Origin of the sequence: Nocardioides sp. SYSU D00038 (genome assembly GCF_016924665.1) — a bacterium.
Taxonomy (GTDB): domain Bacteria; phylum Actinomycetota; class Actinomycetes; order Propionibacteriales; family Nocardioidaceae; genus Nocardioides.
Window position 1 is genome coordinate 97,423 of sequence record NZ_JAFFJT010000025.1, and the last position, 21,857, is coordinate 119,279.

Here is a 21,857-nt window from a genome sequence, read left to right on the forward strand (position 1 = left end):
CGCCAGGCCTGAGCCTCGAGACCCGGTGGGACGACAACCCTCCGGTGGGCACGGTCGGCGTTCGGGTGCGCAGGTTTCGAGGCTCGCTCCGCTCGCACCTCAACCGGCGCCCACCGCTGGTTGAGGAACGACGAAGTCGTGTCTCGAAACCCGGTGAGACGAAAGACCTCCCGTCCCCACCGCAGGCCGTTCGGCCGTCCGGGGTCTCGACGGACGCTCCTCGCTGGCGCTCGTCGCTGCTCGACCACCGGTGGGTGGCGCTGGTCGAGGCGCGAAGGCCGCCAGGCCTGAGCCTCGAGACCCGGTGAGACGACAACCCTCCGGTGGGAACGGTCGGCGATCGGGTGCGCCAGCGCGACTTCCTCAACCACCACCAGCGTCAGCGCTGGCCTCGGCCTGCCGCTCGACGATCAGCGACGCCTGGCGCACCAGCTCGCGCAGCCGCCACGCCGCGCGCTCGATCGCCTCGAGGGAGGAGACGACCTCGGGAGAGAGGGGGTCGGTGCCGGCGCGGAGGAGCTCGGCGTGACCCAGCAGGGCGGCCAGCGGGGTGCGGAACTCGTGGTTGATCGTCGCCACCAGCCGCTCCTGCAGCGCGTGCTGGCGGGCCTCGGCCCGGCGCTCGGCGGAGACGTCCTGCACCAGCACGATGGCGCCGACGACGCGACCCTGGGCGTCGGTGACCGGCCCGCCGTTGCACCGCAGGTGCACCAGCCCGCGCTCCGGCAACTCGGTGGTGATGATCGCGTTGGTGACCACCTCGCCCCGACGGGCCCTGGCCAGCGGCACCTCCTCGGGCGGCAGCGGCCGCGCCCCTGTCTCGTCGCGCAGCTGGAAGGCCTCGGTCCAGGACTCCTCGGGCAGCGGCTCGAAGGTACGGCCGAAGAGTCCCTCGAGGCCGGGGCTGAACACGGTGAGGTTGCCCTCGGCGTCGCTGGCCGCGATGCCCACCGAGGTGTGCGCGAGCAGCGCGCGCAGCCGGAGGTCCCACATCTCCTGGTGCACCGCAGCCTCCTGGGGTCCTGCGACTCGGTGCCCGACCAGCGTCCGCCTATCCGGCGGCCGGCCGGGAGGCCCGCGCCGCGAGCCGGCCGACGAGCTCGCGCAGCTCCGGCGGCGACTCGATCGTGAAGTCGCAGTCGACCTCGGCCAGCACCAGCACCGGCCACTGCAGGTGGTCGAGGTTCATCTCCAGCAGCACGTCGCCGTCACGGCCCGAGACCGTGCCCCAGTGACCGACCGCCCGTTCCGCCGCGGCCCGGCTGGTGTCGAGCCGCACGCGCACGTCGTAGCGCTGCGGCCGGCTGCGGATGCCCGACTGCACGAAGGCCAGCGCGTCGCCGCCGGGGATCTCGCGCGGCCGGAACCGCTGACCGGTGGTACGCACCTCGCCGATCCGGTCGAGGCGGAAGGAGCGCCAGTCCTGGCGGTCGCGGTCGTGGGCGACGAGGTACCAGCGGCGGCCGAGGGTCACCAGCCGGTGCGGCTCGACCCGGCGCTCGGTGGGTGTCGCGCCGGGCGCGGTGTAGGTGAGGTGGACCGACTCGTCGTCGCGGCAGGCCTGGGCGAGCGTCGTGAGCACACCGGCGTCGACGGCCGGGCCGCCACCCCAGACCAGGTTGTCGGTCTGCGAGCGGAGGGCGTCGACCTTGCGCCGCAACCGCGGCGGCATCAGCCCGATCACCTTCGTGAGCGCCTGCACCGAGGTGTCCTCCATCCCGGCCACGGCACCGCCGTTCGCTGCCTGCTGGAGGCCCACGGCGATCGCGACCGCCTCCTCGTCCTCGAGCAGCAGCGGCGGCAGCGAGCCGCCGGCGCGCAGCTGGTAGCCGCCGGCGGTGCCGCGCACGGCGTCGACGGCGTAGCCGAGCTCGCGGAGCCGGTCGATGTCGCGGCGCAGGGTGCGGGGGCTGACCTCGAGGCGGTCGGAGAGCTCCCCGCCGGGCCAGTAGCGGTGGGTCTGCAGCAGCGAGAGCAGGCGCAGCATCCGGGCGCTGGTGTTCATGTTTCCCAGACTAGTTCTGATTGCGGCCAGGAACTGGCCTAAAGGACTCCTAGCGTCGTGGTCATGACCAACCACACCACTCGCACCGGTCCGGTGATCCGCACCTCGGGGCTCACCAAGACCTTCACCCGCCACAAGAAGGAGGTCCGGGCCGTGCGCGGCCTCGACCTCGAGATCGCCGACGGCGAGCTCGTCGCCTTCCTCGGCCCCAACGGGGCCGGCAAGTCCACGACCCTGCGGATGCTGACCACCCTGGTGCCGCCGACCGCCGGCAGCGCCGAGGTGGCCGGCCACGACGTCGTTCGCCACCAGCGCGAGGTACGCCGCGCGCTGGGCTACGTCGGCCAGGGCAACGGCGCCGGCCACCAGCAGCGCGGCCGCGACGAGCTGGTCGCGCAGGCCCGGGCCCACGGGCTGGGGCGCGCCGACGCACGGCGCCGGGCCGAGGAGCTGCTGGAGGCGTTCGACCTCACCGAGCTCGCCGACCGTCCGGTCTCCACGCTCTCGGGCGGCCAGCGACGCCGCCTCGACGTGGCGATCGGGCTGGTGCACGCGCCGCGCATCCTCTTCCTCGACGAGCCCTCCACCGGCCTGGACCCGCAGAACCGGGTGAACCTCCAGGAGCAGGTGCAGCGGCTGCACCGCGAGCTCGGCACCACGATCGTGCTCACCACCCACTACCTCGAGGAGGCCGACGCCATCGCCGGCCGGGTCGTCGTGATCGACCACGGCGTGGTCATCGCCGACGACACCGCGGCCCGGCTGAAGTCGGCACTGGGCGACCTGGTCTCGCTCGGGTTCGCCTCGCCCGCCCACGCGGCCGCGGCCGCCGAGCGGGCCGCCCGCATCGACGGCGCCAGCATCACGGTGAGCGGCGCCGACCTGCGGGTGCGGGTCGCCCACGGTCGCGACCTCGCGGCGTCGTACGTCGCGGACCTGGCGGCCGCCGGCACGCCGGCGACCCGGCTCGAGGTGGTCGGCCCGACCCTCGACGACGTCTTCCTCGACCTGACCGGGCGCAGCCTGCGCGAGAGCAACGAGTCCACCGACACCACCGAAGGAGCCGCGGCATGAGCGCCGTCCTCGACACCCCGACCCGCACCACCCCCCTGTCCACCACGGTCACCTCCGAGCGGGTGCCGGGCTTCCTGGCCGACACCTGGAACGTGATGGTCCGCGAGCTGCGACCGGTGCTCCGCGAGCCCGTCTCGGTGCTGTTCGCGATGGTGCAGCCGCTGGTCTTCCTGGGCCTGTTCGCGCCGCTGCTGCCCGAGGTGCCGCACGGCTCGGCGCTGCAGTGGTTCGTCCCCGGCATCGTGGTGATGACCGCGCTGATGGGGGCGTCGATGACCGGCTCGAACCTGACCCAGGAGATGATGACCGGCTCCCACGAGCGGCTGCTGGTCTCGCCGCTGAACCGGTCGTCGCTGCTGGTCGGGCGGGCCCTCAAGGAGGTCGTGCCGGTGCTGATGCAGGCCGCGATCATCGTGGCGGTCGTGACGCCGTTCTCCTTCGACCTCCACCTCGGGGGCGTGCTGCTGGGCTCGCTGATGGCGGCGCTGTTCGCCATCGGGCTGGGCTCGCTGAGCTTCGCGCTGGCGCTGGTGTCGAAGGGCCAGGAGTGGCTGTTCTGGACCGTGCAGCAGACGCTGATCTTCCCGGTGCTGCTGCTCGCCGGGGTGCTGCTGCCCCTCGACGGCGCGCCCGGCTGGCTCGCCACCGCCTCCGACCTCAACCCGCTCACGTACGTCGTCGAGGCCGAGCGCGCCCTGTTCGCCGGCGACTACCCCGCCGACACCGTGCTGGCCGGCTTCGCGGCCGCCGCGCTGGTGGCGGTGCTGGGCCTGGTCGTCGGGCTGCGGGCGATGCGTCGGGCCGACTGAGCCGACGGGGGGACCGGGACGCCCTAGGCTGCCGCTCGTGAACCCGGACCTGCACGAACCGCTCGAGGCGGGACCGGTCCGCGACACGGTGACCCAGCTGCGCAGCCGGATCGTGGCCCGGTTCCCCCACCGCGGCCTGCCCAAGGTCGCCGGCGACCTGCTCATCCTCATCGACGAGGTGGAGTCGAGCGCGACCCTCATCAACCGCCGCATCCAGCTGGCCCGCCTGGCCTCGCGGGCGCTGATGGTGCTGATCCTGGCCGGGACCCTGCTGGCCCTGGCGCTGGCCGTGCGCGACGCCGCCCGCGCCGTGGTCGACGGCCAGTTCGACAGCTCGCTCGACCTGCTCCCGCTGGTGGAGACCGCGATCAACGACATCGTCTTCGCCGGGATCGCGGTCTTCTTCCTGTGGTCGTTTCCCGAGCGGATCCAGCGCGGCCAGCTGCTCAACCTGCTCCACCAGCTGCGCTCGACCGCCCACATCATCGACATGCACCAGCTCACCAAGGACCCCGAGCAGCTCAAGCCGACGTTCGTGCCCACCGAGGCGAGCGTCCCGCTCGACCTCGACCGCGACCAGATGGAGCGCTACCTCGACTACTGCTCCGAGCTGCTCAGCCTGGTCGGCAAGACCGCCGCGCTCTGCGCCGAGGAATCGCGCGACAACGTCATCCTCGACACCGTCGCCCGCATCGAGACCCTCACCGCCGGCATGTCCCGCAAGATCTGGCAGAAGATCTCGACCCTGCCCGCCCCGGTGGTGGACGGGTAGCAGCTCCCCGCCGCTGGTTGAGGAAGGACGAAGTCCTGTCTCGAAACCCGGCGAGAAGCAAGCCCTCCCGCAACCACCGTGGGCAGCCCCGGTTTCGCCGACCCGGCGTCAATCAACGACGGCTCGGCGCACCGCGACGACAACAAGCGCCGGCTCGGCGATACCTGCGCCCGCACCCGGTAGGGGCGGAGTGCGCTCAGGTGCGGAGCTTCGAGACAGTCGCCAGCGCGACTTCCTCAACCACCGCTGGTTGAGGAAGGACGAAGTCCTGTCTCGAAACCCGGCGAGAAGCAAGCCCTCCCGCAACCACCGTGGGCAGCCCCGGCTTCGCCGACCCGGCGTCAATCAACGACGGCTCGACGCACCGCGACGACAACAAGCGCTGGCTCGGCGATACCTGCACCCGCACCCGGTCGGGGCGGAGTGCGGTCGGGTGCGGGGGTTTCGAGACAGTCGCCAGCGCGACTTCCTCAACCAGCGACGGGCGCTCCCCGACCCCGGCGCCGGCTAGGCGATGCCCTCGAGGATCCGCAGCTGGGCCTGCCAGGCGTCGGAGGCGCGGTCGATGACGGACATGTGGTCGCCCGGCACCTCCACGAGCTCGGCCGACCCATCGGCGGCGGCGACGTACGACCTCGACTGCGAGATCGGTACGACGTCGTCGTCGGTGCCGTGCACGCACCAGACCGGCACGTCGAGCGGCGCCTGCCGGACGGGGTCGAGCAGGGCGTCGGCGGGGCCGGGCGGGTGGCCGAGGAACGCCTCGACCGCGCCGCCGCCGAGACCGGCCTCGTGGGCGGCACCGAGGTCGAGCACGCCGGCCTGGGAGACCACGTGGGTGACCTCGACCCCGCCGGCCCACCGGTCGGAGCGGGTCCGCGACGCGGCCCAGGTGGCGAGGTGCCCGCCGGCGGAGTGGCCGAGGGTGACGACGGTGTCGAGGGGCACGTCGAGATTGGCGAGCCGGTCGATGCCCGCGGCCACGTCGTCGAACGTCGTCGAGGCGCCGCCGCCGTTGCCGACCCGGCGGTACTCCAGGTTCCAGGCCGCCCAACCGAGCGCGACGAGCTCGACCGCGAGGGGCGAGCCGAGGGAGAGGTCGTACTCCGCCTTCCAGAACCCGCCGTGCACGACCACCACCACCCCCCGGGGCGGACCGTCGGGCAGGCGGAGCTCGCCGAACTGGCTGGGGTCGTCGCCGTAGGCGATCCGCCCCTCGCCGGACTGGTCCTGACGTCTGCGCACAGCAGGATCATCCCCGCAGCCCGCCGCCGCGAGGGCGGCGACACCCAGCACGGGCAGGCCCAGCACGGTCCGACGCTGCACGGTGCGACGCTGCACGACTCCTCCTCGAACGGTCGGGGAGGGTTCGGAGCCGGCGAGGAGACGGATGGGTCAGTCGAACCGGCCCTGCCGACCGCGCTTGGTCTCGCCGCGCCGCTTCTTCTCCGCGATCCGCCGCTCCTGGGAGCCCCGGGTCGGCCGGGTCGGGCGCCGGCGCGGCGGCGGCGGGGCCGCGGCCTCGCGCAGCAGCTGGGCCAGCCGCTCGCGGGCGGCGCGACGGTTGGCGAGCTGGGTGCGGTGCTCCGAGGCGGTGACGGTCACGACGCCGTCGACCAGTCGGCCGGCGAGCCGGGTGAGCAGGCGGGCCCGCAGGTGCTCCGGTACCGACGGCGACCGGGCCAGGTCGAAGGCCAGCTCGACCCGGCTGTCGGTGGTGTTGACGCCCTGGCCGCCGGGGCCCGACGACCGGGAGAAGCGCTCGACCAGCTCGCCGTCCGGGACGGTCAGCGAGCCGGTGACGACGAGGTCCTCCACCCGACCATTGTGGGCCCGAGGTCAGGCCAGCGCGGCCGGCAGCGTCGCCATCCACTCCGAGCGCAGCTCGAGGAGGTTCAGCTCGAACTGTCCCTCCACCGCGATGGTGTCGCCGCCGGTGCGCCCGAGCTCGGTCAGCGGTACGCCGTGCCGCTCGGCCAGCGCGGTCAGCCGGTCGAGGTCGGCGTCCGGCACGGTCACCAGGCAGCGGGCGGTGGACTCGGAGAACAGCGCGACGAACGGGTCTCCCGGCAAGGCCACCGAGACCCCCACCATCCGGCCGAGCGCTCCCTCGACCAGCGCCTGCGAGAGGCCACCGTCGGAGAGGTCGTGGGCGCTCGTCACCAGGCCGACCGCCTCGTGGAGCAGGGACGCGAGAGCCTTCTCGGCGGCCAGGTCGACGGCCGGGGGCCGCCCGCCGAGGTGGCCGTGCACGACGTGCGCCCACTCCGAGCCCGACAGCTCCTCGCGGGTCTCGCCGAGCAGCACGAGCCGCTCGCCCTCGGCCGACCACGCCGACGGGGTGCGGCGGGTGACGTCGTCGACCACGCCCAGGACGGCGACCACGGGCGTGGGCAGGATCGGCGTCTCGGCGGTCTGGTTGTAGAGGCTGACGTTGCCACCGGTGACCGGTACGCCGAGCTCGAGGCAGGCGTCCTTGAGACCGCGGCAGGCCTCGGCGAGCTGCCACATCACGTCGGGGTCCTCGGGAGAGCCGAAGTTGAGGCAGTCGCTGACCGCCAGCGGGACGGCGCCGCCGGTGGCGACGTTGCGGTAGGCCTCGACCAGCGCGAGCTGGGCGCCGGCGTAGGGGTCGAGCTTGGCGAACCGGCCGTTGCAGTCGGTGGCCACCGAGACCCCGAGGTTGGTCTCCTCGTCGATGCGCAGCATGCCGCTGTCGGCCGGCTGGGCGAGCACGGTGTTGCCGCGCACGTAGCGGTCGTACTGGTCGGTGACCCAGGACTTGTCGCACAGGTTGGGCGAGGCGGCCAGGCGCAGCGCGGTCTCGCGCAGGGCCTCACCGCCGGACGGGCGCGGCAGCGACTCGGCGCCGTCGGCCTGGAGGGCGTCCTGCCACGCGGGGCGGGCGAACGGGCGGTGGTAGACGGGGCCGTCGTGGGCGACGGTGCGCGGGTCGACGTCGACGACGGTCTCGCCGTGCCAGTCGATGACCAGCCGGCCGTTGCCGGTGACCTCGCCGATCACCGTGGCCTCGACGTCCCACCGCGCGCAGATCTCCAGGAACGTCGCGACGTCGCCGGGCTCGACGACGGCCATCATCCGCTCCTGGCTCTCGCTCATGAGGATCTCCTCGGGCGAGAGCGTGGAGTCGCGCAGCAGCACCTTGTCGAGCTCGACGTGCATGCCGCCGTCGCCCGCCGCGGCCAGCTCGGAGGTGGCGCAGGAGATGCCGGCCGCGCCGAAGTCCTGGATGCCGGCGACGACGCCGGCCTGGAAGAGCTCCAGCGTGCACTCGATGAGCAGCTTCTCCATGAACGGGTCGCCGACCTGCACGCTGGGCCGCTTGGCGGGCCCGTCCTCGTCGAAGGTCACCGACGCCAGGATCGACGCGCCGCCGATGCCGTCCCCGCCGGTGCGGGCGCCGTAGAGGATCACCTGGTTGCCGGCACCGGAGGCCTTGGCGAGGTGGAGGTCCTCGTGGCGCAGCACGCCGACGCACAGCGCGTTGACCAGCGGGTTGCCGAGGTAGGACTCGTCGAAGACCACCTCGCCGCCGATGTTGGGCAGCCCGAGGCAGTTGCCGTAGCCGCCGACCCCGGCCACCACGCCGGGCAGCACCCGCGAGGTGTCGTCGGCGTCGAGCGGCCCGAAGCGCAGCGGGTCCATCACCGCGATCGGGCGGGCGCCCATGGCGAGGATGTCGCGCACGATGCCGCCGACGCCCGTGGCCGCGCCCTGGTAGGGCTCGACGTACGACGGGTGGTTGTGCGACTCGACCTTGAACGTGACCGCGTAGCCCTGCCCGATGTCGAGCACGCCGGCGTTCTCACCGATGCCCGCGAGCATCGGCCCGACCGGGGTCACCTGCGGGATCTCGGAGAACTGCTTGAGGTGCACCTTGCTCGACTTGTAGGAGCAGTGCTCGCTCCACATCACCGAGTACATCGCCAGCTCCGAGCTGGTGGGCCGGCGACCGAGGATCTCGCGGATCCGCTGGTACTCGTCGGCCTTGAGGCCGAGCTCGGCCCAGGGCTGCTCCTGCTGGGGGTCGCTCGCGGCGACCGAGACGGTGTCGAGAGTGCTGGCGGCGCGGGACTCTGGCACGGCAGCAATCTACCGGCGGTCCCGCGGCCACCACGCACCGCTCCGGTCCGCGGTCAGCCGGCCGCCGCTCCGAGCTGGGCTGCGGTCCAGTCGGGGTCCTCGAGGTGGGGCAGGTGGCCGACGCCGGGGCGGCGGACGAACCGCCAGCCGGGACGCTCGCCGACCAGCGCCCGGCCGGCCTCGACGGGCGAGAGCTTGTCGTCGTCGCCGTGCAACCACAGCACCGGCGCGCGGACGGCGTCGAGCCGGGCGCTCCAGGCGCCGGCCGCGGCCAGCAGCGACATGGTGCCGAGGATCGCGTCCCACTGCAGCCGCTGGGCGAGCCGGGCGTCCGGTGCGGCCAGCCGCGCCCGGGTCTCGGCGACGGCGTCCGCGACCACCTGCGCCGGCACCCGGTCGACGTGGGGCGTGGCGTCGCCGAGCTGCTTCGCGACCAGGTCCTCGGGCGCGCCGCCGAGCATCTGGCGGGCCACCAGCGCCCGGACGCCGGGCAGCCGGAGCGCTGCGAGCCTCGCGGTCAGCGCCCAGTCGCGACCGGCGCTCCGGCCGGGCACGGGCGGGCCGAGGAGGGCGAGCCGGGCGACCCGCCCGGGCCGCTCGCCGGCGTGCACGATCGCGGCGACGCCACCGAGCGAGTGGCCCACCAGCTCGTAGGACCGGTCGGGCGAGAGCGCGTCGCCGGCGGCGGCGACCGCCGCCACCAGGGCCGGTACGGCGCCGCGGGGGCCACCCCAGTCGGCCGGGGGCGGCGACCCGCCGTGCCCCGGCAGGTCGACGGCGACGACGCGGCGGGTGCCGGCCAGCCGCGGCCCGAGCTCGTCGTAGTTGAGCGCCGACCCGCCCAGACCGTGCACGCAGACGACGACCGGGGCGTCGTCGGGGCCGCCGTAGTCGCGCACCTGCAGCGCGCCGACGGGCGTCTCCACCGTGCGCACGCCGGTCACGAGGCGGCCACCGCGACCGTCTCGGCCACCAGCTGCGTGGTCCGCCGGGCGATGTGTTCGCCGAAGAGCAGCCCCACGTGGTCGGCCTCCTCGATCGTGACGTGCCGCGACCGGCTCGACAGGGCGGCCGGCTCCTCCTGGAGCGCCGACCATCCTGCCACGCCGCCGGGGCGAGGCCTGGTCCGGACTGGTCAGCGCAGCATCCCGTCCGCGACCACCTCGAGCAGCGGTCGCACGTCGGCGGCGGGCAGCCCGGCGTTGTCGGCCACGGTCGCGACGCCGCCGACCAGCCGGCAGACCTGGAGCGCGTCGACCCCGTCGCGCAGGGCGCCCTCCTGGTCGAGCCGGTCGACGACCCGCTGGCTCGCGCCGGCCAGCACCTGGCACTTGGTCAGGATGGGCGAGTGGGGGTCGCCCATCGCCGAGGTGATCTTGGCGGGCCCGCCCTTGTAGGAGGAGATCAACGCGGTGTAGGCCTCGAACCAGCCGATCAGCACCTCGCGCGGGGAGCCCTCGCGGGCCAGCGCCTTGTCGGTCGTCTCCCGCACCCGGTCGACCCAGCTCTGCATGATGGCGTCGAGCAGGTCGTCGCGCCGCGGGAAGTGTCGGTAGAGCGTGCCGGGACCCACGCCCGCCCGACGGGCGACCTCGTCGAGCGGGGCGTCGTACCCCTTCTCGCGGAAGACCTCCCGCGCGACCTCGACGATCCGGTCGTAGTTGCGCCTCGCGTCTGCGCGCACCGATGGACACCTGCCCTTGCTAAACGGAGATGGTCTCCGTATCGTGGTGGAGGAACCGGAGCCATCCTCCGGAATCAGCGTACCTCGGCCCACCCGGCCAGAACAGGACCTCCCCATGACCACCGAGACCCTGCAGCCTGCTCAGCCTCAGGCCACCGCGAACGGCGCCCTGCCCGGGCTGCCCACCGAGCTCCCGGCGAACGCCGGCCGGGCCGCGGCGGGCATCGCGGTCGTGCTCGTCGCGCAGCTGATGCTGATCCTCGACGCGACCGTCGTGAACGTCGCGCTCCCCCACATAAACGCCGACCTGGGCTTCGGCCCCGCCGGCCTCTCGTGGGTGCTCAACGGCTACACCCTCGCCTTCGGCGGGCTGCTGCTCCTCGGCGGCCGCCTCGGCGACGTGCTCGGCCGCCGCCGGATCTTCGAGATCGGGCTGGCCGTCTTCACCCTGGGCTCGCTCGCCGGCGGCCTCGCCCAGACCCCCGAGATGCTGGTGGCCGCGCGGGCCGCCCAGGGCATCGGCGCGGCGCTGGCGTCGCCCGGCGTGCTCGCCCTGCTCACGACCAGCGCCCCCGACGTCGCCGCCCGCACCCGGGCGCTGGCTCTGTTCGGAGCCGTCACCTCCGGTGGCCTCTCGATCGGGCTGCTCCTCGGCGGCGTGCTCACCGACCTCGGCTCGTGGCGCTGGACGATGTTCATCAACGTGCCGATCGGCATCGCGGTGCTGGCGGTCACCCGCCGGGTGCTCGACGAGACGGCGACCCGCCCGGGCCGCTTCGACGTCGTCGGCGCCCTCACCGCGACCGGTGGGGCCGTATCGGTCGTCTGGGCGCTGATCAGCGCGCCCGAGCACGGCTGGGGCTCGGCCCGCACCATCGCCGGGCTCGTCGTCGGCGCTGCGCTCATCGCCCTGTTCGCGCGCACCGAGCGCCGCGTCGCGCACCCGCTGGTGCAGCCCGCACTGCTGCGCAGCGGACTGCGGGTCGGCGGCCTGGTCGCCATCGGCCTGGTCGTCGCCGGGCAGCTGTCGATGTTCTTCCTGGCGGTGCAGCTCGTCGAGGGCGGCCTCGGATTCAGCCCGCTGCAGTCGGGCCTGGCGTTCCTGCCGCTGTCGCTCGGCATCTTCGCGATGTCGCGCATCACCCCGACGATCCTGGGCAGGGTCGGCCCGGCGCCGATGATCGTCACCGGCTCCGCCGGCCTGGCCGCGAGCTTCGCCTGGCTCAGCACGGTGACCCTCGACGACAGCTACGCCTCGGGGCTGCTCGGGCCGATGCTGCTCAACGGCATCTCGGCCGGGCTGGTCTTCCTGCCGGTGACCTCGATCATCCTCGAGGGCGTCGCGCCCGAGCACGCCGGCTCGGCGTCCGGGCTGCTGCAGACCTTCCAGCAGCTCGGCGGCGCGGTCGGGCTGGCGGTGATCGTCTCGGTCTACGCCGCGGGCGCCGTGCCCGGCGAGGTCGTGCCCGGCCTCCAGCCGGCGTTCCTCACCTCCGGGCTGTTCGCCCTGCTGGCGCTGGCCGTCGGCGTGCGGATGCTGGTGGCCCGCCGGCGCAGCTGACGCGGTTCCGGACCCTCGACGGGGGTTCGCGCGAACTACACGTCTGTAGTTCGCGCGAACCCCTGTTGCTCGTGTGACTGGTGTGATTTCGTGCAGGGAAACGACGGACCGACTTCCCCCAATCTGGAGATCCGCCATGACCGGCCGAGCGCGCCCGTCCATCCCCCGCACCGTGCCGGCGACCGCCCCCGTGGCCGTCGTCGCGAGCCTCCTCGCCCTGGTGGTGGCGGCGACCCTGGCCCTGGGCGGCCCGGGCCCGGCCCCCCGGGCCGTGGCCGACGACACCGCGGTCGCGGCCGCCGCCCGTACGACGCCCAACCCGGTGACCCCGGGCGGCTTCACCGGGCTCGGCTTCGACCAGTGCCTGGCGCCCGAGCAGTGGAAGATGGACCGCTGGCTCCAGTCGTCGCCGTTCCTCGCGGTCGGCATCTACATCTCCGGCAAGTCCCGCGGCTGCCGCGAGCAGCCCAACCTGACGCCGACCTGGATCCGCACCCAGCTCGCGAAGGGCTGGCGGCTGCTGCCGATCACGCTCGGCCCCCAGGCGTCGTGCCTGCGCAGCTTCCCGCGCTACGGCGACGACCCGACGATCAACCCCAAGCCCGGCCGCAACGGCGGCTACAGCCTGGCCCGCACCCAGGGTCGCACCGAGGCCGACACCACCGTCCGCGACGCGCTCGCGCTGGGCTTGACCAAGGGCAGCACGCTCTTCTACGACCTCGAGGGCTTCGACCACAAGAACACCGACTGCCGCGAGTCGGCCCTGTCGTTCCTCAGCGCCTGGACCCAGCGGCTGCACGCGCTGGGCTGGAGGTCGGGCGTCTACTCCAGTGCCGGCTCCGGGATCCTCGCCCTCGACGAGGCGCGCCGCAAGCGGCCCGGCACCTTCGTGCTGCCCGACACGCTGTGGATCGCGCGCTGGGACGGCGTCGCCAACACCTCGACCACCTACATCCCCGACGACGGCTGGCGTCGCAACCGGATCAAGCAGTACCGCGGTGGTCACAAGGAGAGGTGGGGCCAGGTCACGATCAACATCGACAGCAACTACCTCGACGTCGGCAACGGGTCGGTCGCCGCGCCCGAGACCCACTGCGGTGGCGTCAAGGTCGACCTGCCGTCGTACGGCTGGCTCAGCGTGCCGCGCACCGGCTACCGCGCGCCGAGGGACCAGGTGCGGGCGCTCCAGTGCTTCCTGCGCGAGCGCAAGCTCTACGCCGGGCAGCTCAACGGCAACTACAACCCCCGCGTGGTCACCGCGGTCAGGGCCTGGCAGAAGCGCACCGGCCAGCCCCAGCGCTCCGGCTGGACCCGCAAGAACTGGATGACCCTGCTCGCGACCGGCACCAAGCCGGTGCTCAAGGTCGGCTCGTACGGCGCGCCCGTCCGCCGGCTCCAGCGCACCCTCAACGCCGCCGACCCCGCCGCCCGCCTCACCGTCTCCGGCGTCGTCACCTCCGCCACCGTCGCCGCGGTGCGGAGGTGGCAGCAGGCCAACCGGCTCGAGGTCTCCGGCGTCGTCGGCGCGGACGACTGGCCCCAGCTGGCCAAGGGCAACCGCTGACGCCGCGGTAGTCCGTGACGTTCGGGCCCCTGATCGGGCCGGATCGGGTGCGAAACGTCACGGACTACCGCACCGGCGCGCCGAAGCAGACCAGAACGGTGGACAATGGGCGGATGAGCACCCCCACCGCCGTCGTCACCGGAGCGAGCAGCGGGATCGGCGCGGCCACCGCCCGGGCCCTCGCCGCCGCCGGCCACCACGTCTACTGCGCCGCGCGGCGGGCCGACCGGGTCACCGCGCTCGCCGAGGAGATCGGCGGCACGCCGGTCGTCTGCGACGTCACCGACGCCGAGTCGGTGGCCGCCCTGGCCGACCGGGTCGGGCCCCGGCTCGACGTACTGGTCAACAACGCCGGCGGGGCGTTCGGGTCGTCGCCGGTGGCCGAGGCCGTCACCGAGGAGTGGCGGGCGATGTACGAGGTCAACGTGATCGGCCTGATGCAGGTGACCCGGGCGCTGCTCCCGGCGCTGGTCGCCAGCGGCGCCGGCGCCATCGTCAACGTCGGCTCGACCGCCGGCCGGATCGCCTACGAGGGCGGGGCCGGCTACACCGCTGCCAAGCACGGCACCCAGGTCGTCACCGAGACCCTGCGCCTGGAGCTCTGGGACCAGCCGGTGCGGGTGATGGAGATCGCGCCCGGCATGGTGCGCACCGACGAGTTCTCGCTGGTGCGCTTCGACGGCGACCGGGAGAAGGCCGACGCCGTCTACGCCGGCGTCGCCGAGCCGCTCGTCGCCGAGGACGTCGCCGACGCGATCGGGTGGATGGTGACCCGACCGCCGCACGTGAACATCGACGAGATGGTGATCCGGCCCCGCGCCCAGGCCGCCCAGCACAAGGTGCACCGGGTCACGGACTGACCGTCCCGCAGTGTCCCGCGGAGCGGCTACTGCGGCACCCGGTCCGGCGGGAACCCGCCGGTGGCGACCGGGCCCCACCCGGTGGGCGTGATCCGGATCAGCGACTTGCCCTGGCGGCGCATCGCCTCGCGGTACTCGTCCCAGTCGGGGTGCTCGCCCGCGATGCAGCGGTAGTAGTCGACGAGCGCCTCCTCGGCCGCCGGCATGTCGACGACCTCGGCGTCGCCGTCGACCTGCACGTAGGGGCCGTTCCAGTCGTCGGAGTGCACGAGCACGGTGGCGGCGGGGTTGCGCCGCAGGTTGGTCGCCTTGGCCCGGTCGGGGTACGTCGAGACCACCAGCCGGCCCTCGGCGTCGACACCGCCCGAGACGGGCGAGACCTGTGGCCGCCCGTCCGTGCGGCTGGTGATCAGCGTGAAGCGGTGGCGGGGCCGCACGAACTCCAGCAGCTCGTCGCGGTCCACCCGGGTGGTCGTAGCGATGGTGGGCATGGCTCCGAGCGTAGGCCGGGGCGCGGTGGTCACGGACGTCCGGCAGGTCGATCCGGCCGGAACCCTTGCCGTCCGTCCGTGACCCCCCCGGCCGGGTCCCCCGACGATGCGGGGCGGGGCCGGGGGCGCCACTAGACTCGCTGCGGCCGTTCGGCCACCCCTGACCCCTGAGAGAGCGACGTCGTACGAGCATGTCCGAGACCAAGACCGCCCACCTGCGCAACGTCGCCATCGTCGCCCACGTCGACCACGGCAAGACGACGCTGGTCGACGCGATGCTGCGCCAGGCCGGCGCGTTCACCGCGCACGAGGCCGAGAGCGTCGCCGACCGGGTGATGGACTCCGGTGACCTCGAGCGCGAGAAGGGCATCACGATCCTCGCCAAGAACACCGCGATCCACTACACCGGCCCGTCCGCCCCCGAGGGCATGACGATCAACATCATCGACACCCCGGGCCACGCCGACTTCGGCGGCGAGGTCGAGCGCGGGCTGTCGATGGTCGACGGGATCGTGCTGCTCGTCGACGCGAGCGAGGGCCCGCTCCCCCAGACCCGCTTCGTGCTGCGCAAGGCGCTCAACGCCGACATGCCGGTCGTGCTCGTGGTCAACAAGGTCGACCGCGGCGACGCCCGGATCAGCGAGGTCGTCGACGAGACCTACGAGCTGTTCATGGACCTGCTCGACGACTCCCACGGCCAGGACGCGCTCGACTTCCCGGTCGTCTACGCCAGCGGCAAGGCCGGCGTCGCCTCGCTCGAGCAGCCCGCCGACGGCACCCTTCCCGACGGCACCGACCTCGAGCCGCTGTTCCGCACCATCCTCGACACCATCCCCGCGCCGACGTACGTCGAGGGCGCGCCCCTGCAGGCCCACGTCACCAACCTCGACGCCTCGCCGTTCCTCGGCCGGCTCGCGCTGGTGCGCATCCACCAGGGCACGCTGCGCAAGGGCCAGACCGTGGCCTGGATGCAGCGCGACGGCGCGGTCAAGAACGTCCGGATCACCGAGCTGCTGATCACCGAGGGCCTGGAGCGCAAGCCCGGTGAGCAGGCCGGCCCCGGTGACATCGTCGCCATCGCCGGCATCCCCGACATCACCATCGGCGAGACCCTGGCCGACCCCGAGAACCCGGTCGCGCTGCCGCTCATCCACGTCGACGAACCGGCGATCTCCATGACCATCGGCACCAACACCTCGCCGCTGGTCGGCAAGGTGAAGGGCAGCAAGGTCACCGCCCGGCTGGTCAAGGACCGCCTCGACTCCGAGCTGATCGGCAACGTGTCGCTCCGGGTGCTGCCGACCGAGCGACCGGACGCCTGGGAGGTGCAGGGCCGCGGCGAGCTGGCGCTGGCGATCCTGGTCGAGCAGATGCGGCGCGAGGGCTTCGAGCTCACCGTCGGCAAGCCCCAGGTCGTCACCAAGACCATCGACGGCAAGGTGCACGAGCCGTTCGAGCGGCTCACCATCGACGCGCCCGAGGAGTACCTCGGCACCATCACCGAGCTGCTCGCGAGCCGCAAGGGCCGGATGGAGCAGATGACCAACCACGGCACCGGCTGGGTCCGGATGGAGTTCGTGGTGCCGGCGCGCGGCCTGATCGGCTTCCGCACCGAGTTCCTCACCGACACCCGCGGCACCGGCATCGCCCACCACATCTCCGAGGGCTACGAGCCCTGGGCCGGCGAGATCCGCTCGCGCAACTCCGGCTCCCTGGTCGCCGACCGCAAGGGCGCCGCGACGGCGTACGCGATGACCTCGCTGCAGGAGCGCGGCGTGATGTTCGTCGAGCCGGCCACCGAGGTCTACGAGGGCATGATCGTGGGCGAGAACAGCCGCGCCGACGACATGGACGTCAACATCACCAAGGAGAAGCAGCAGACCAACATCCGGTCCGCCACCTCCGACAACTTCGAGAAGCTGGTGCCGCCGCGCAAGCTCTCGCTCGAGCAGTGCCTGGAGTTCTGCCGCGAGGACGAGTGCGTCGAGGTCACGCCCGACTCGGTGCGCATCCGCAAGGTGATCCTCGACGCCAACGAGCGCGCGAAGATCGCCAGCCGGGCGCGCAAGGCGTCCAAGTAGCGCGTTCGCTGCGCGCCCCTCCTGGTACGTCGAACGGGCCAACCCGGCCTCCGGATGGAGCGCCGACTACCTCAGCGTCCATGGAAGCGCTCCCACATTCGTCCCGACCCCGGCGCAATGTGTGCTGCGCGGCCCATTGACCCCCTGCTGTGACGCCGGTCATAGTCGTCCCGCCCGATGGGTGGAAGCGCTCTCACACCTTCCACCTCGCCGCGGGCACCGACCCGCACCACGTCAGGAGCGTTGACCGTGCAGCATCCTCATTTGTCCCGGCCCCGTCCGTCCCGGCCCGACCGCCCTCGGCGCCGCGGCTGGCGGGCCTCGCTCGCCCTGGGCGCCACCGGCGTCCTCCTCCTCGGCCTCGCCGCCTGCGGCGGTGACTCCGAGGCCGACTCCGACGGCAAGATCACGCTGACCGTCGCGACCTTCAACGAGTTCGGCTACGAGGAGCTCATCAAGGAGTACATGGAGCTCAACCCGGACATCAAGGTCGTCCAGAAGAAGACCGGCACCTGGGAGGAGCACCGCGACAACCTCTACACCAAGCTCGCCGCCGGCTCGGGCCTCAGCGACATCGAGGCGATCGAGGGCGACGGCATGCCGGCGATCCTCGAGGAGGCCGACGCGTTCGTCGACCTCACCGACGACGAGGTCGACGGCCGCTGGCTGGACTGGAAGCAGAAGGCCGGCACCACCTCCGACGGCCGCCTGATCGGCTACGGCACCGACATCGGCCCCGAGGGCATCTGCTACCGCGCCGACCTGTTCGAGAAGGCCGGTCTACCCACCGACCGCGCCGAGGTCGCCAAGCTCTTCGAGAGCTGGGACTCCTACTTCGAGACCGGCAAGGAGTTCATCAAGAAGGTGCCCGGCACCGCCTGGTACGACTCGTCCAAGGGCACCAGCCAGGCGATGATCAACCAGCTGGAGTACCCCTTCGAGGACGCCGACAACAACGTCGTCGCCACCACCAACCCCGAGGTCAAGCGGGTCTTCGACACCGTCACCTCGATGCAGGCGGCCGGCCTGGCCACCAACCTCGACCAGTGGTCCAACGACTGGGTCGCGGCGTTCCAGAACGACGGCTTCGCCACCATGGCCTGCCCCGGCTGGATGCTCGGCGTCATCGAGGGCAACGCCGACGGCGTGACCGGCTGGGACATCGCCGACGCCTTCCCGGGCGGTGGCGGCAACTGGGGCGGGTCGTTCCTGACCGTGCCCGCGCAGAGCGAGCACCCCGAGGAGGCCAAGGCCCTCGCCGCCTGGCTGACCGCGCCCGAGCAGCAGCTCAAGGCGTTCGAGGCCAAGGGCACCTTCCCGAGCCAGGTCGAGGCCCTCGACGACCCGGTGCTGACCGGCGCCACCAACGCGTTCTTCAACGACGCGCCCACGGGGGAGATCCTCTCGAACCGGGCGCAGGCCGTGACGATCCAGCCCTACAAGGGCCCGAAGTACGCCGACATCATCACGGCCTTCCAGAACGCCGTCCTGCGCGTCGACGAGGGCCAGGAGTCGCCCGACGAGGCCTGGGAGTCGTTCGTGGCCGACGTCGAGCGGATCGGGTGACACCGGCTCGATGACCTCGCGTCCAGTGCTCACGCCCGCCGGGGACACCGCCTCGTCCCCGGCGGGTGTGACCCCGCTGTCCCCCCTGCCGGACGAGCCGCTGCGCCTCACCTTCCGCCAGCGGCTCTCCCGGTGGGACGTCCGCTTCGCGCCGTATCTCTACATCTCGCCGTTCTTCCTGCTGTTCCTCGTGGTCGGCATGTTCCCGCTGGTCTTCACCGGCTGGGTGTCCGTGCACGAGTGGAGCCTGATCGGCGGCAAGGGGGAGTTCGTCGGCCTCGACAACTACCGCGCCGTCTTCGAGGACCGCTACTTCTGGCGGGCGCTGCGCAACACCGTCAGCATCTTCCTGCTCTCCTCGATCCCCCAGGTGCTGATCGCGCTGCTGCTGGCCGGGCTGCTCGACACGACGCTGCGGGGCCGCACGTTCTGGCGGATGAGCATCCTGCTGCCGTTCGTGGTCGCGCCGGCAGCGGTCGCGCTGATCTTCGGCAACCTGTTCGGCGACCGCTACGGCCTCATCAACTCCGCGCTCGACGTGGTGGGCATCGACGCGATCGCCTGGCACGTCAACACCCTGGCCAGCCACGTCGCCATCGCCTCGATGGTCAACTGGCGCTGGACCGGCTACAACGCCCTGATCCTGCTGGCGGCGATGCAGGCCGTGCCGCGCGACCTCTACGAGTCGGCCTCGATCGACGGGGCCGGGAGGGTGCGCCAGTTCTTCTCCATCACGGTGCCCATGGTCAAGCCCACCCTGATCTTCGTCATCATCACCTCGACCATCGGCGGCCTGCAGATCTTCACCGAGGCCCGCCTGTTCGACAACGTCGGTCTCGGCGGCTCCGACCGCCAGTGGCAGACCGTGACCCTCTACCTCTGGGAGCTCGGCTGGCGGCTGCGCAACCTCGGCATGGCCTCGGCCGTGGCCTGGCTGCTCTTCGTGTTCATCTGCCTGGTCGCGCTGCTCAACCTCTACCTGTCCCGCCGGATCGCGGGCGGCGTCGGAAGGCGGGTGACCAGGTGAGCCGCCGTCCCGGGTTCCTCGTCTACGGCCTGCTCACGGCCTTCGTGCTCGGCTCGGCCGGGCCGCTCTACTGGTCGCTGCTGGTGGGGTCGCACGAGAAGGACGTCGTCACCAAGCGGGTGCCACCCCTGCTGCCCGGTGGCCACTTCTTCGACAACGCCCAGCGGGTGTTCGAGACCGTCGACTTCTGGAAGGCGCTGGCCAACAGCCTCGTGGTCTCCACGGTGTGCGCGACCTCCGTGGTGTTCTTCTGCACCCTGGCCGGCTACGCCTTCGCCAAGCTCCGCTTCCGCGGTCGCGACGGCCTGCTGGTCTTCGTGGTGGCGACCCTCGCGGTGCCGACCCAGCTCGGCGTGATCCCGCTGTTCATCCAGATGGCCGAGCTCGGCTGGACCGGCACGCTGTGGGCGGTCATGGTCCCCACGCTGGTCACGGCGTTCGGCGTCTTCTGGATGCGCCAGTACCTCGTCGACGCGATCCCGGACGAGCTCATCGACGCCGCGCGCGTCGACGGCTGCTCGCAGTTCCGGATCTACTGGAACGTCGCCGTGCCCGCTGCCCGCCCGGCGGCGGCGATCCTCTGGCTCTTCACGTTCATGACCGTGTGGACCGACTTCTTCTGGCCGATGATCGCCCTGCCGGCGACCAACCCCACCGTCCAGATCGCCCTCCAGCAGCTGCAGAGCGGCTACTACGTGGACTACAGCCTGGTGCTCTGCGCCGCCGTGCTGTCGACCGTGCCGTTGCTGGCCCTCTTCGTCCTCACCGGCCGCCAGCTCGTGGCCGGCATCATGCAAGGAGCCGTCAAGGGATGACCGACCTGACCACCGATCCCCGCACGACGACGGGGGTGCAGTTCCCCGCCGGCTTCTGGTGGGGCGCGGCCACCGCGGCGTACCAGATCGAGGGCGCCGCCGCCGAGGACGGCCGCCGCCCCTCGGTCTGGGACACGTTCTGCCGGCTGCCCGGGGCCGTCGTGGCCGGCGACACCGGCGACGTCGCCTGCGACCACTACCACCGGGTCGCCGAGGACGTCGCGCTGATGCGCGAGCTCTCCCTCGACTCCTACCGGTTCTCCGTGGCCTGGCCGCGGGTCCGGCCCGACGCCGGCCCGGTCAACCAGGCCGGGCTCGACTTCTACCGGCGGCTGGTCGACGAGCTGCTCGGGGCCGGCATCCGGCCCTGGCTGACGCTCTACCACTGGGACCTGCCCCAGGCCCTGGAGGACGTCGGGGGCTGGACCAACCGCGACACGGCGTACCGGTTCGCCGACTACGCCCTCGCCGTCCACGACGCGCTCGGCGACCGGGTGCCGGTGTGGACGACGCTCAACGAGCCGTGGTGCTCGGCGTTCCTCGGCTACACCGGCGGGCAGCACGCCCCGGGGCGCCAGGAGGGCGTGGCCGGCCTGGTCGCCGCCCACCACTTGATGCTGGGGCACGGCCTGGTCGTCGACGAGCTGCGCCGACGTGGCACCGCCGCCGACCTCGGCATCACGCTCAACATGACGGTGGCCGACCCCCACGACCCGACCGACCCGGTCGACGTCGACGCCGCGCGCCGGATCGACGCGCTGCACAACCGGGTCTTCCTCGACCCGGTGCTGCGCGGCCGCTACCCCGCCGACCTGCTCACCGACACCGCCGACCTGGCCTGGGAGGGCCGCTCGTGGACGTCGTTCGTGCAGGACGGCGACCTCGCGCTGATCTCGACGCCGATCGACCTGCTGGGCGTGAACTACTACCACGGCGACGCGGTCTCCGGGCACCCGCACACCGACGTCACCGGGTTCGACGGCGCCCACGCGGAGCGGCCGACCTCGACCCCGTTCGTGGGCTGCGAGGACGTCACGTTCCCCAGCCGCGGCCTGCCGGTGACCGACATGAACTGGGAGGTGCAGCCCGAGGGGCTGACCCGGCTGCTCACCCGGCTCGCGGCCGACTACGGGCCGCTGCCGATGTACGTCACCGAGAACGGCGCGGCGTACGCCGACGAGGTCGGTCCCGACGGCGAGGTGCACGACCCTGAACGGGTCGCGTTCATCGCCAGCCACCTGCGCGCCGTGCACGACGCGATCGAGCAGGGCGTCGACGTCCGCGGCTTCTTCCAGTGGTCGCTGCTCGACAACTTCGAGTGGGCCTACGGCTACGCCAAGCGGTTCGGCATCGTCCACGTCGACTACGACACCCAGGTCCGCACCCCCAAGGACAGCGCCCGCTTCTACGCCCGCGTCGCCGCCACCGGGAGGCTCGACTAAGT

20 protein-coding genes are annotated in these 21,857 nt (G+C 72.6%); 11 read left to right on the forward strand and 9 right to left on the reverse strand.

Features of this window, described 5'->3' with window-relative positions; translation table 11 throughout:
- Positions 1-363 precede the first annotated feature (363 nt).
- Together JT721_RS15170 and JT721_RS15175 are read right to left on the reverse strand one after the other, a co-directional pair.
- A complete protein-coding gene (locus JT721_RS15170; RefSeq protein ID WP_205474090.1) occupies positions 364-1,005 on the reverse strand; it encodes a histidine kinase dimerization/phospho-acceptor domain-containing protein in 642 nt (213 codons plus the stop codon).
- 46 nt (positions 1,006-1,051) lie between these two features.
- The gene (locus JT721_RS15175; RefSeq protein ID WP_205474091.1) at positions 1,052-2,005 is read right to left on the reverse strand and encodes a YafY family protein; all 954 of its coding nucleotides are present in this window, start codon (positions 2,003-2,005) and stop codon (positions 1,052-1,054) included.
- A 63-nt stretch (positions 2,006-2,068) separates the two neighbouring features.
- Here JT721_RS15175 and JT721_RS15180 point away from each other — a divergent pair, with 63 nt between their 5' ends.
- The 3 genes from JT721_RS15180 to JT721_RS15190 are packed head-to-tail and all read left to right on the forward strand — an operon-like array spanning position 2,069 to position 4,660.
- The gene (locus tag JT721_RS15180; protein WP_240340817.1) at positions 2,069-3,079 is read left to right on the forward strand and encodes an ABC transporter ATP-binding protein; all 1,011 of its coding nucleotides are present in this window, start codon (positions 2,069-2,071) and stop codon (positions 3,077-3,079) included.
- The gene (locus JT721_RS15185; RefSeq protein WP_205474092.1) at positions 3,076-3,888 is read left to right on the forward strand and encodes an ABC transporter permease; all 813 of its coding nucleotides are present in this window, start codon (positions 3,076-3,078) and stop codon (positions 3,886-3,888) included. The genes JT721_RS15180 and JT721_RS15185 overlap by 4 nt, the downstream gene beginning before the upstream one ends.
- 37 nt (positions 3,889-3,925) lie before the next feature.
- Positions 3,926-4,660: a hypothetical protein gene (locus JT721_RS15190; RefSeq protein ID WP_307828081.1), complete on the forward strand. Its 735-nt coding sequence runs from the start codon at positions 3,926-3,928 to the stop codon at positions 4,658-4,660.
- Between the two features lie 507 nt (positions 4,661-5,167).
- Here JT721_RS15190 and JT721_RS15195 read toward each other — a convergent pair.
- The 6 genes from JT721_RS15195 to JT721_RS15220 are packed head-to-tail and all read right to left on the reverse strand — an operon-like array spanning position 5,168 to position 10,448.
- Positions 5,168-6,001 (reverse strand): prolyl oligopeptidase family serine peptidase, encoded by an 834-nt coding sequence (locus JT721_RS15195; protein WP_307828082.1) that lies wholly within the window; start codon positions 5,999-6,001, stop codon positions 5,168-5,170.
- A 54-nt stretch (positions 6,002-6,055) separates the two neighbouring features.
- Positions 6,056-6,478, reverse strand: a complete 423-nt coding sequence (arfB, locus tag JT721_RS15200; protein WP_205474093.1) for an alternative ribosome rescue aminoacyl-tRNA hydrolase ArfB — start codon at positions 6,476-6,478, stop codon at positions 6,056-6,058.
- A gap of 21 nt (positions 6,479-6,499) precedes the next feature.
- Positions 6,500-8,764, reverse strand: a complete 2,265-nt coding sequence (purL, locus tag JT721_RS15205; protein WP_205474094.1) for a phosphoribosylformylglycinamidine synthase subunit PurL — start codon at positions 8,762-8,764, stop codon at positions 6,500-6,502.
- Between the two features lie 53 nt (positions 8,765-8,817).
- Entirely contained in the window at positions 8,818-9,690 is an 873-nt protein-coding gene (locus tag JT721_RS15210; RefSeq protein ID WP_205474095.1) for an alpha/beta fold hydrolase, read from the reverse strand.
- A 14-nt stretch (positions 9,691-9,704) separates the two neighbouring features.
- On the reverse strand, positions 9,705-9,869 hold the full coding sequence (locus JT721_RS21790; protein WP_205474096.1) for a hypothetical protein: 165 nt from the start codon (positions 9,867-9,869) through the stop codon (positions 9,705-9,707).
- A 30-nt stretch (positions 9,870-9,899) separates the two neighbouring features.
- On the reverse strand, positions 9,900-10,448 hold the full coding sequence (locus tag JT721_RS15220) for a TetR/AcrR family transcriptional regulator (protein ID WP_205474097.1): 549 nt from the start codon (positions 10,446-10,448) through the stop codon (positions 9,900-9,902).
- A 115-nt stretch (positions 10,449-10,563) separates the two neighbouring features.
- On the opposite strand from JT721_RS15220, the gene JT721_RS15225 reads away from it, so the two are divergent.
- The 3 genes from JT721_RS15225 (at position 10,564) to JT721_RS15235 (ending at position 14,433) form a co-directional block, all read left to right on the forward strand.
- The gene (locus JT721_RS15225) at positions 10,564-12,009 is read left to right on the forward strand and encodes an MFS transporter (RefSeq protein WP_205474098.1); all 1,446 of its coding nucleotides are present in this window, start codon (positions 10,564-10,566) and stop codon (positions 12,007-12,009) included.
- 136 nt (positions 12,010-12,145) lie between these two features.
- Positions 12,146-13,573 carry a glycoside hydrolase domain-containing protein gene (locus JT721_RS15230; protein ID WP_205474099.1) on the forward strand — a complete coding sequence of 476 codons (1,428 nt, stop codon included), beginning with the start codon at positions 12,146-12,148 and terminating at the stop codon, positions 13,571-13,573.
- A gap of 113 nt (positions 13,574-13,686) precedes the next feature.
- Positions 13,687-14,433, forward strand: a complete 747-nt coding sequence (locus JT721_RS15235) for an SDR family NAD(P)-dependent oxidoreductase (protein WP_205474100.1) — start codon at positions 13,687-13,689, stop codon at positions 14,431-14,433.
- A 26-nt stretch (positions 14,434-14,459) separates the two neighbouring features.
- On the opposite strand, the gene JT721_RS15240 is transcribed toward JT721_RS15235, so the two are convergent.
- Positions 14,460-14,924, reverse strand: coding sequence for a PPOX class F420-dependent oxidoreductase (locus JT721_RS15240; RefSeq protein WP_205474101.1), 465 nt, complete (start codon positions 14,922-14,924; stop codon positions 14,460-14,462).
- Positions 14,925-15,115: 191 nt separating this feature from the next.
- On the opposite strand from JT721_RS15240, the gene typA reads away from it, so the two are divergent.
- The 5 genes from typA to JT721_RS15265 all read left to right on the forward strand — a co-directional run bounded on the left by typA (position 15,116) and on the right by JT721_RS15265 (position 21,855).
- Entirely contained in the window at positions 15,116-17,005 is a 1,890-nt protein-coding gene (gene typA / locus JT721_RS15245; protein WP_205474102.1) for a translational GTPase TypA, read from the forward strand.
- 264 nt (positions 17,006-17,269) lie between these two features.
- Positions 17,270-18,571, forward strand: coding sequence for an ABC transporter substrate-binding protein (locus tag JT721_RS15250; protein ID WP_205474103.1), 1,302 nt, complete (start codon positions 17,270-17,272; stop codon positions 18,569-18,571).
- A 10-nt stretch (positions 18,572-18,581) separates the two neighbouring features.
- Positions 18,582-19,598 (forward strand): carbohydrate ABC transporter permease, encoded by a 1,017-nt coding sequence (locus JT721_RS15255; RefSeq protein ID WP_205474104.1) that lies wholly within the window; start codon positions 18,582-18,584, stop codon positions 19,596-19,598.
- Complete coding sequence (locus JT721_RS15260) at positions 19,595-20,413, forward strand: carbohydrate ABC transporter permease (protein WP_307828083.1); 819 nt, start codon at positions 19,595-19,597, stop codon at positions 20,411-20,413. The genes JT721_RS15255 and JT721_RS15260 overlap by 4 nt, the downstream gene beginning before the upstream one ends.
- On the forward strand, positions 20,410-21,855 hold the full coding sequence (locus JT721_RS15265; RefSeq protein WP_205474105.1) for a GH1 family beta-glucosidase: 1,446 nt from the start codon (positions 20,410-20,412) through the stop codon (positions 21,853-21,855). Before JT721_RS15260 ends, JT721_RS15265 begins: the two co-directional genes overlap by 4 nt.
- Positions 21,856-21,857: the final 2 nt, after the last annotated feature.

Coding starts and splice junctions, on each gene's coding strand:
- typA (WP_205474102.1), top strand. CDS start 15,116: ATGTCCGAGACCAAGACCGCCCACCTGCGCAACGTCGCCATCGTCGCC.
- JT721_RS15180 (WP_240340817.1), top strand. CDS start 2,069: ATGACCAACCACACCACTCGCACCGGTCCGGTGATCCGCACCTCGGGG.
- JT721_RS15230 (WP_205474099.1), top strand. CDS start 12,146: ATGACCGGCCGAGCGCGCCCGTCCATCCCCCGCACCGTGCCGGCGACC.
- JT721_RS15235 (WP_205474100.1), top strand. CDS start 13,687: ATGAGCACCCCCACCGCCGTCGTCACCGGAGCGAGCAGCGGGATCGGC.
- JT721_RS15265 (WP_205474105.1), top strand. CDS start 20,410: ATGACCGACCTGACCACCGATCCCCGCACGACGACGGGGGTGCAGTTC.
- JT721_RS15175 (WP_205474091.1), bottom strand. CDS start 2,005: ATGAACACCAGCGCCCGGATGCTGCGCCTGCTCTCGCTGCTGCAGACC.
- JT721_RS15225 (WP_205474098.1), top strand. CDS start 10,564: ATGACCACCGAGACCCTGCAGCCTGCTCAGCCTCAGGCCACCGCGAAC.
- JT721_RS15255 (WP_205474104.1), top strand. CDS start 18,582: ATGACCTCGCGTCCAGTGCTCACGCCCGCCGGGGACACCGCCTCGTCC.
- JT721_RS15185 (WP_205474092.1), top strand. CDS start 3,076: ATGAGCGCCGTCCTCGACACCCCGACCCGCACCACCCCCCTGTCCACC.
- JT721_RS15240 (WP_205474101.1), bottom strand. CDS start 14,924: ATGCCCACCATCGCTACGACCACCCGGGTGGACCGCGACGAGCTGCTG.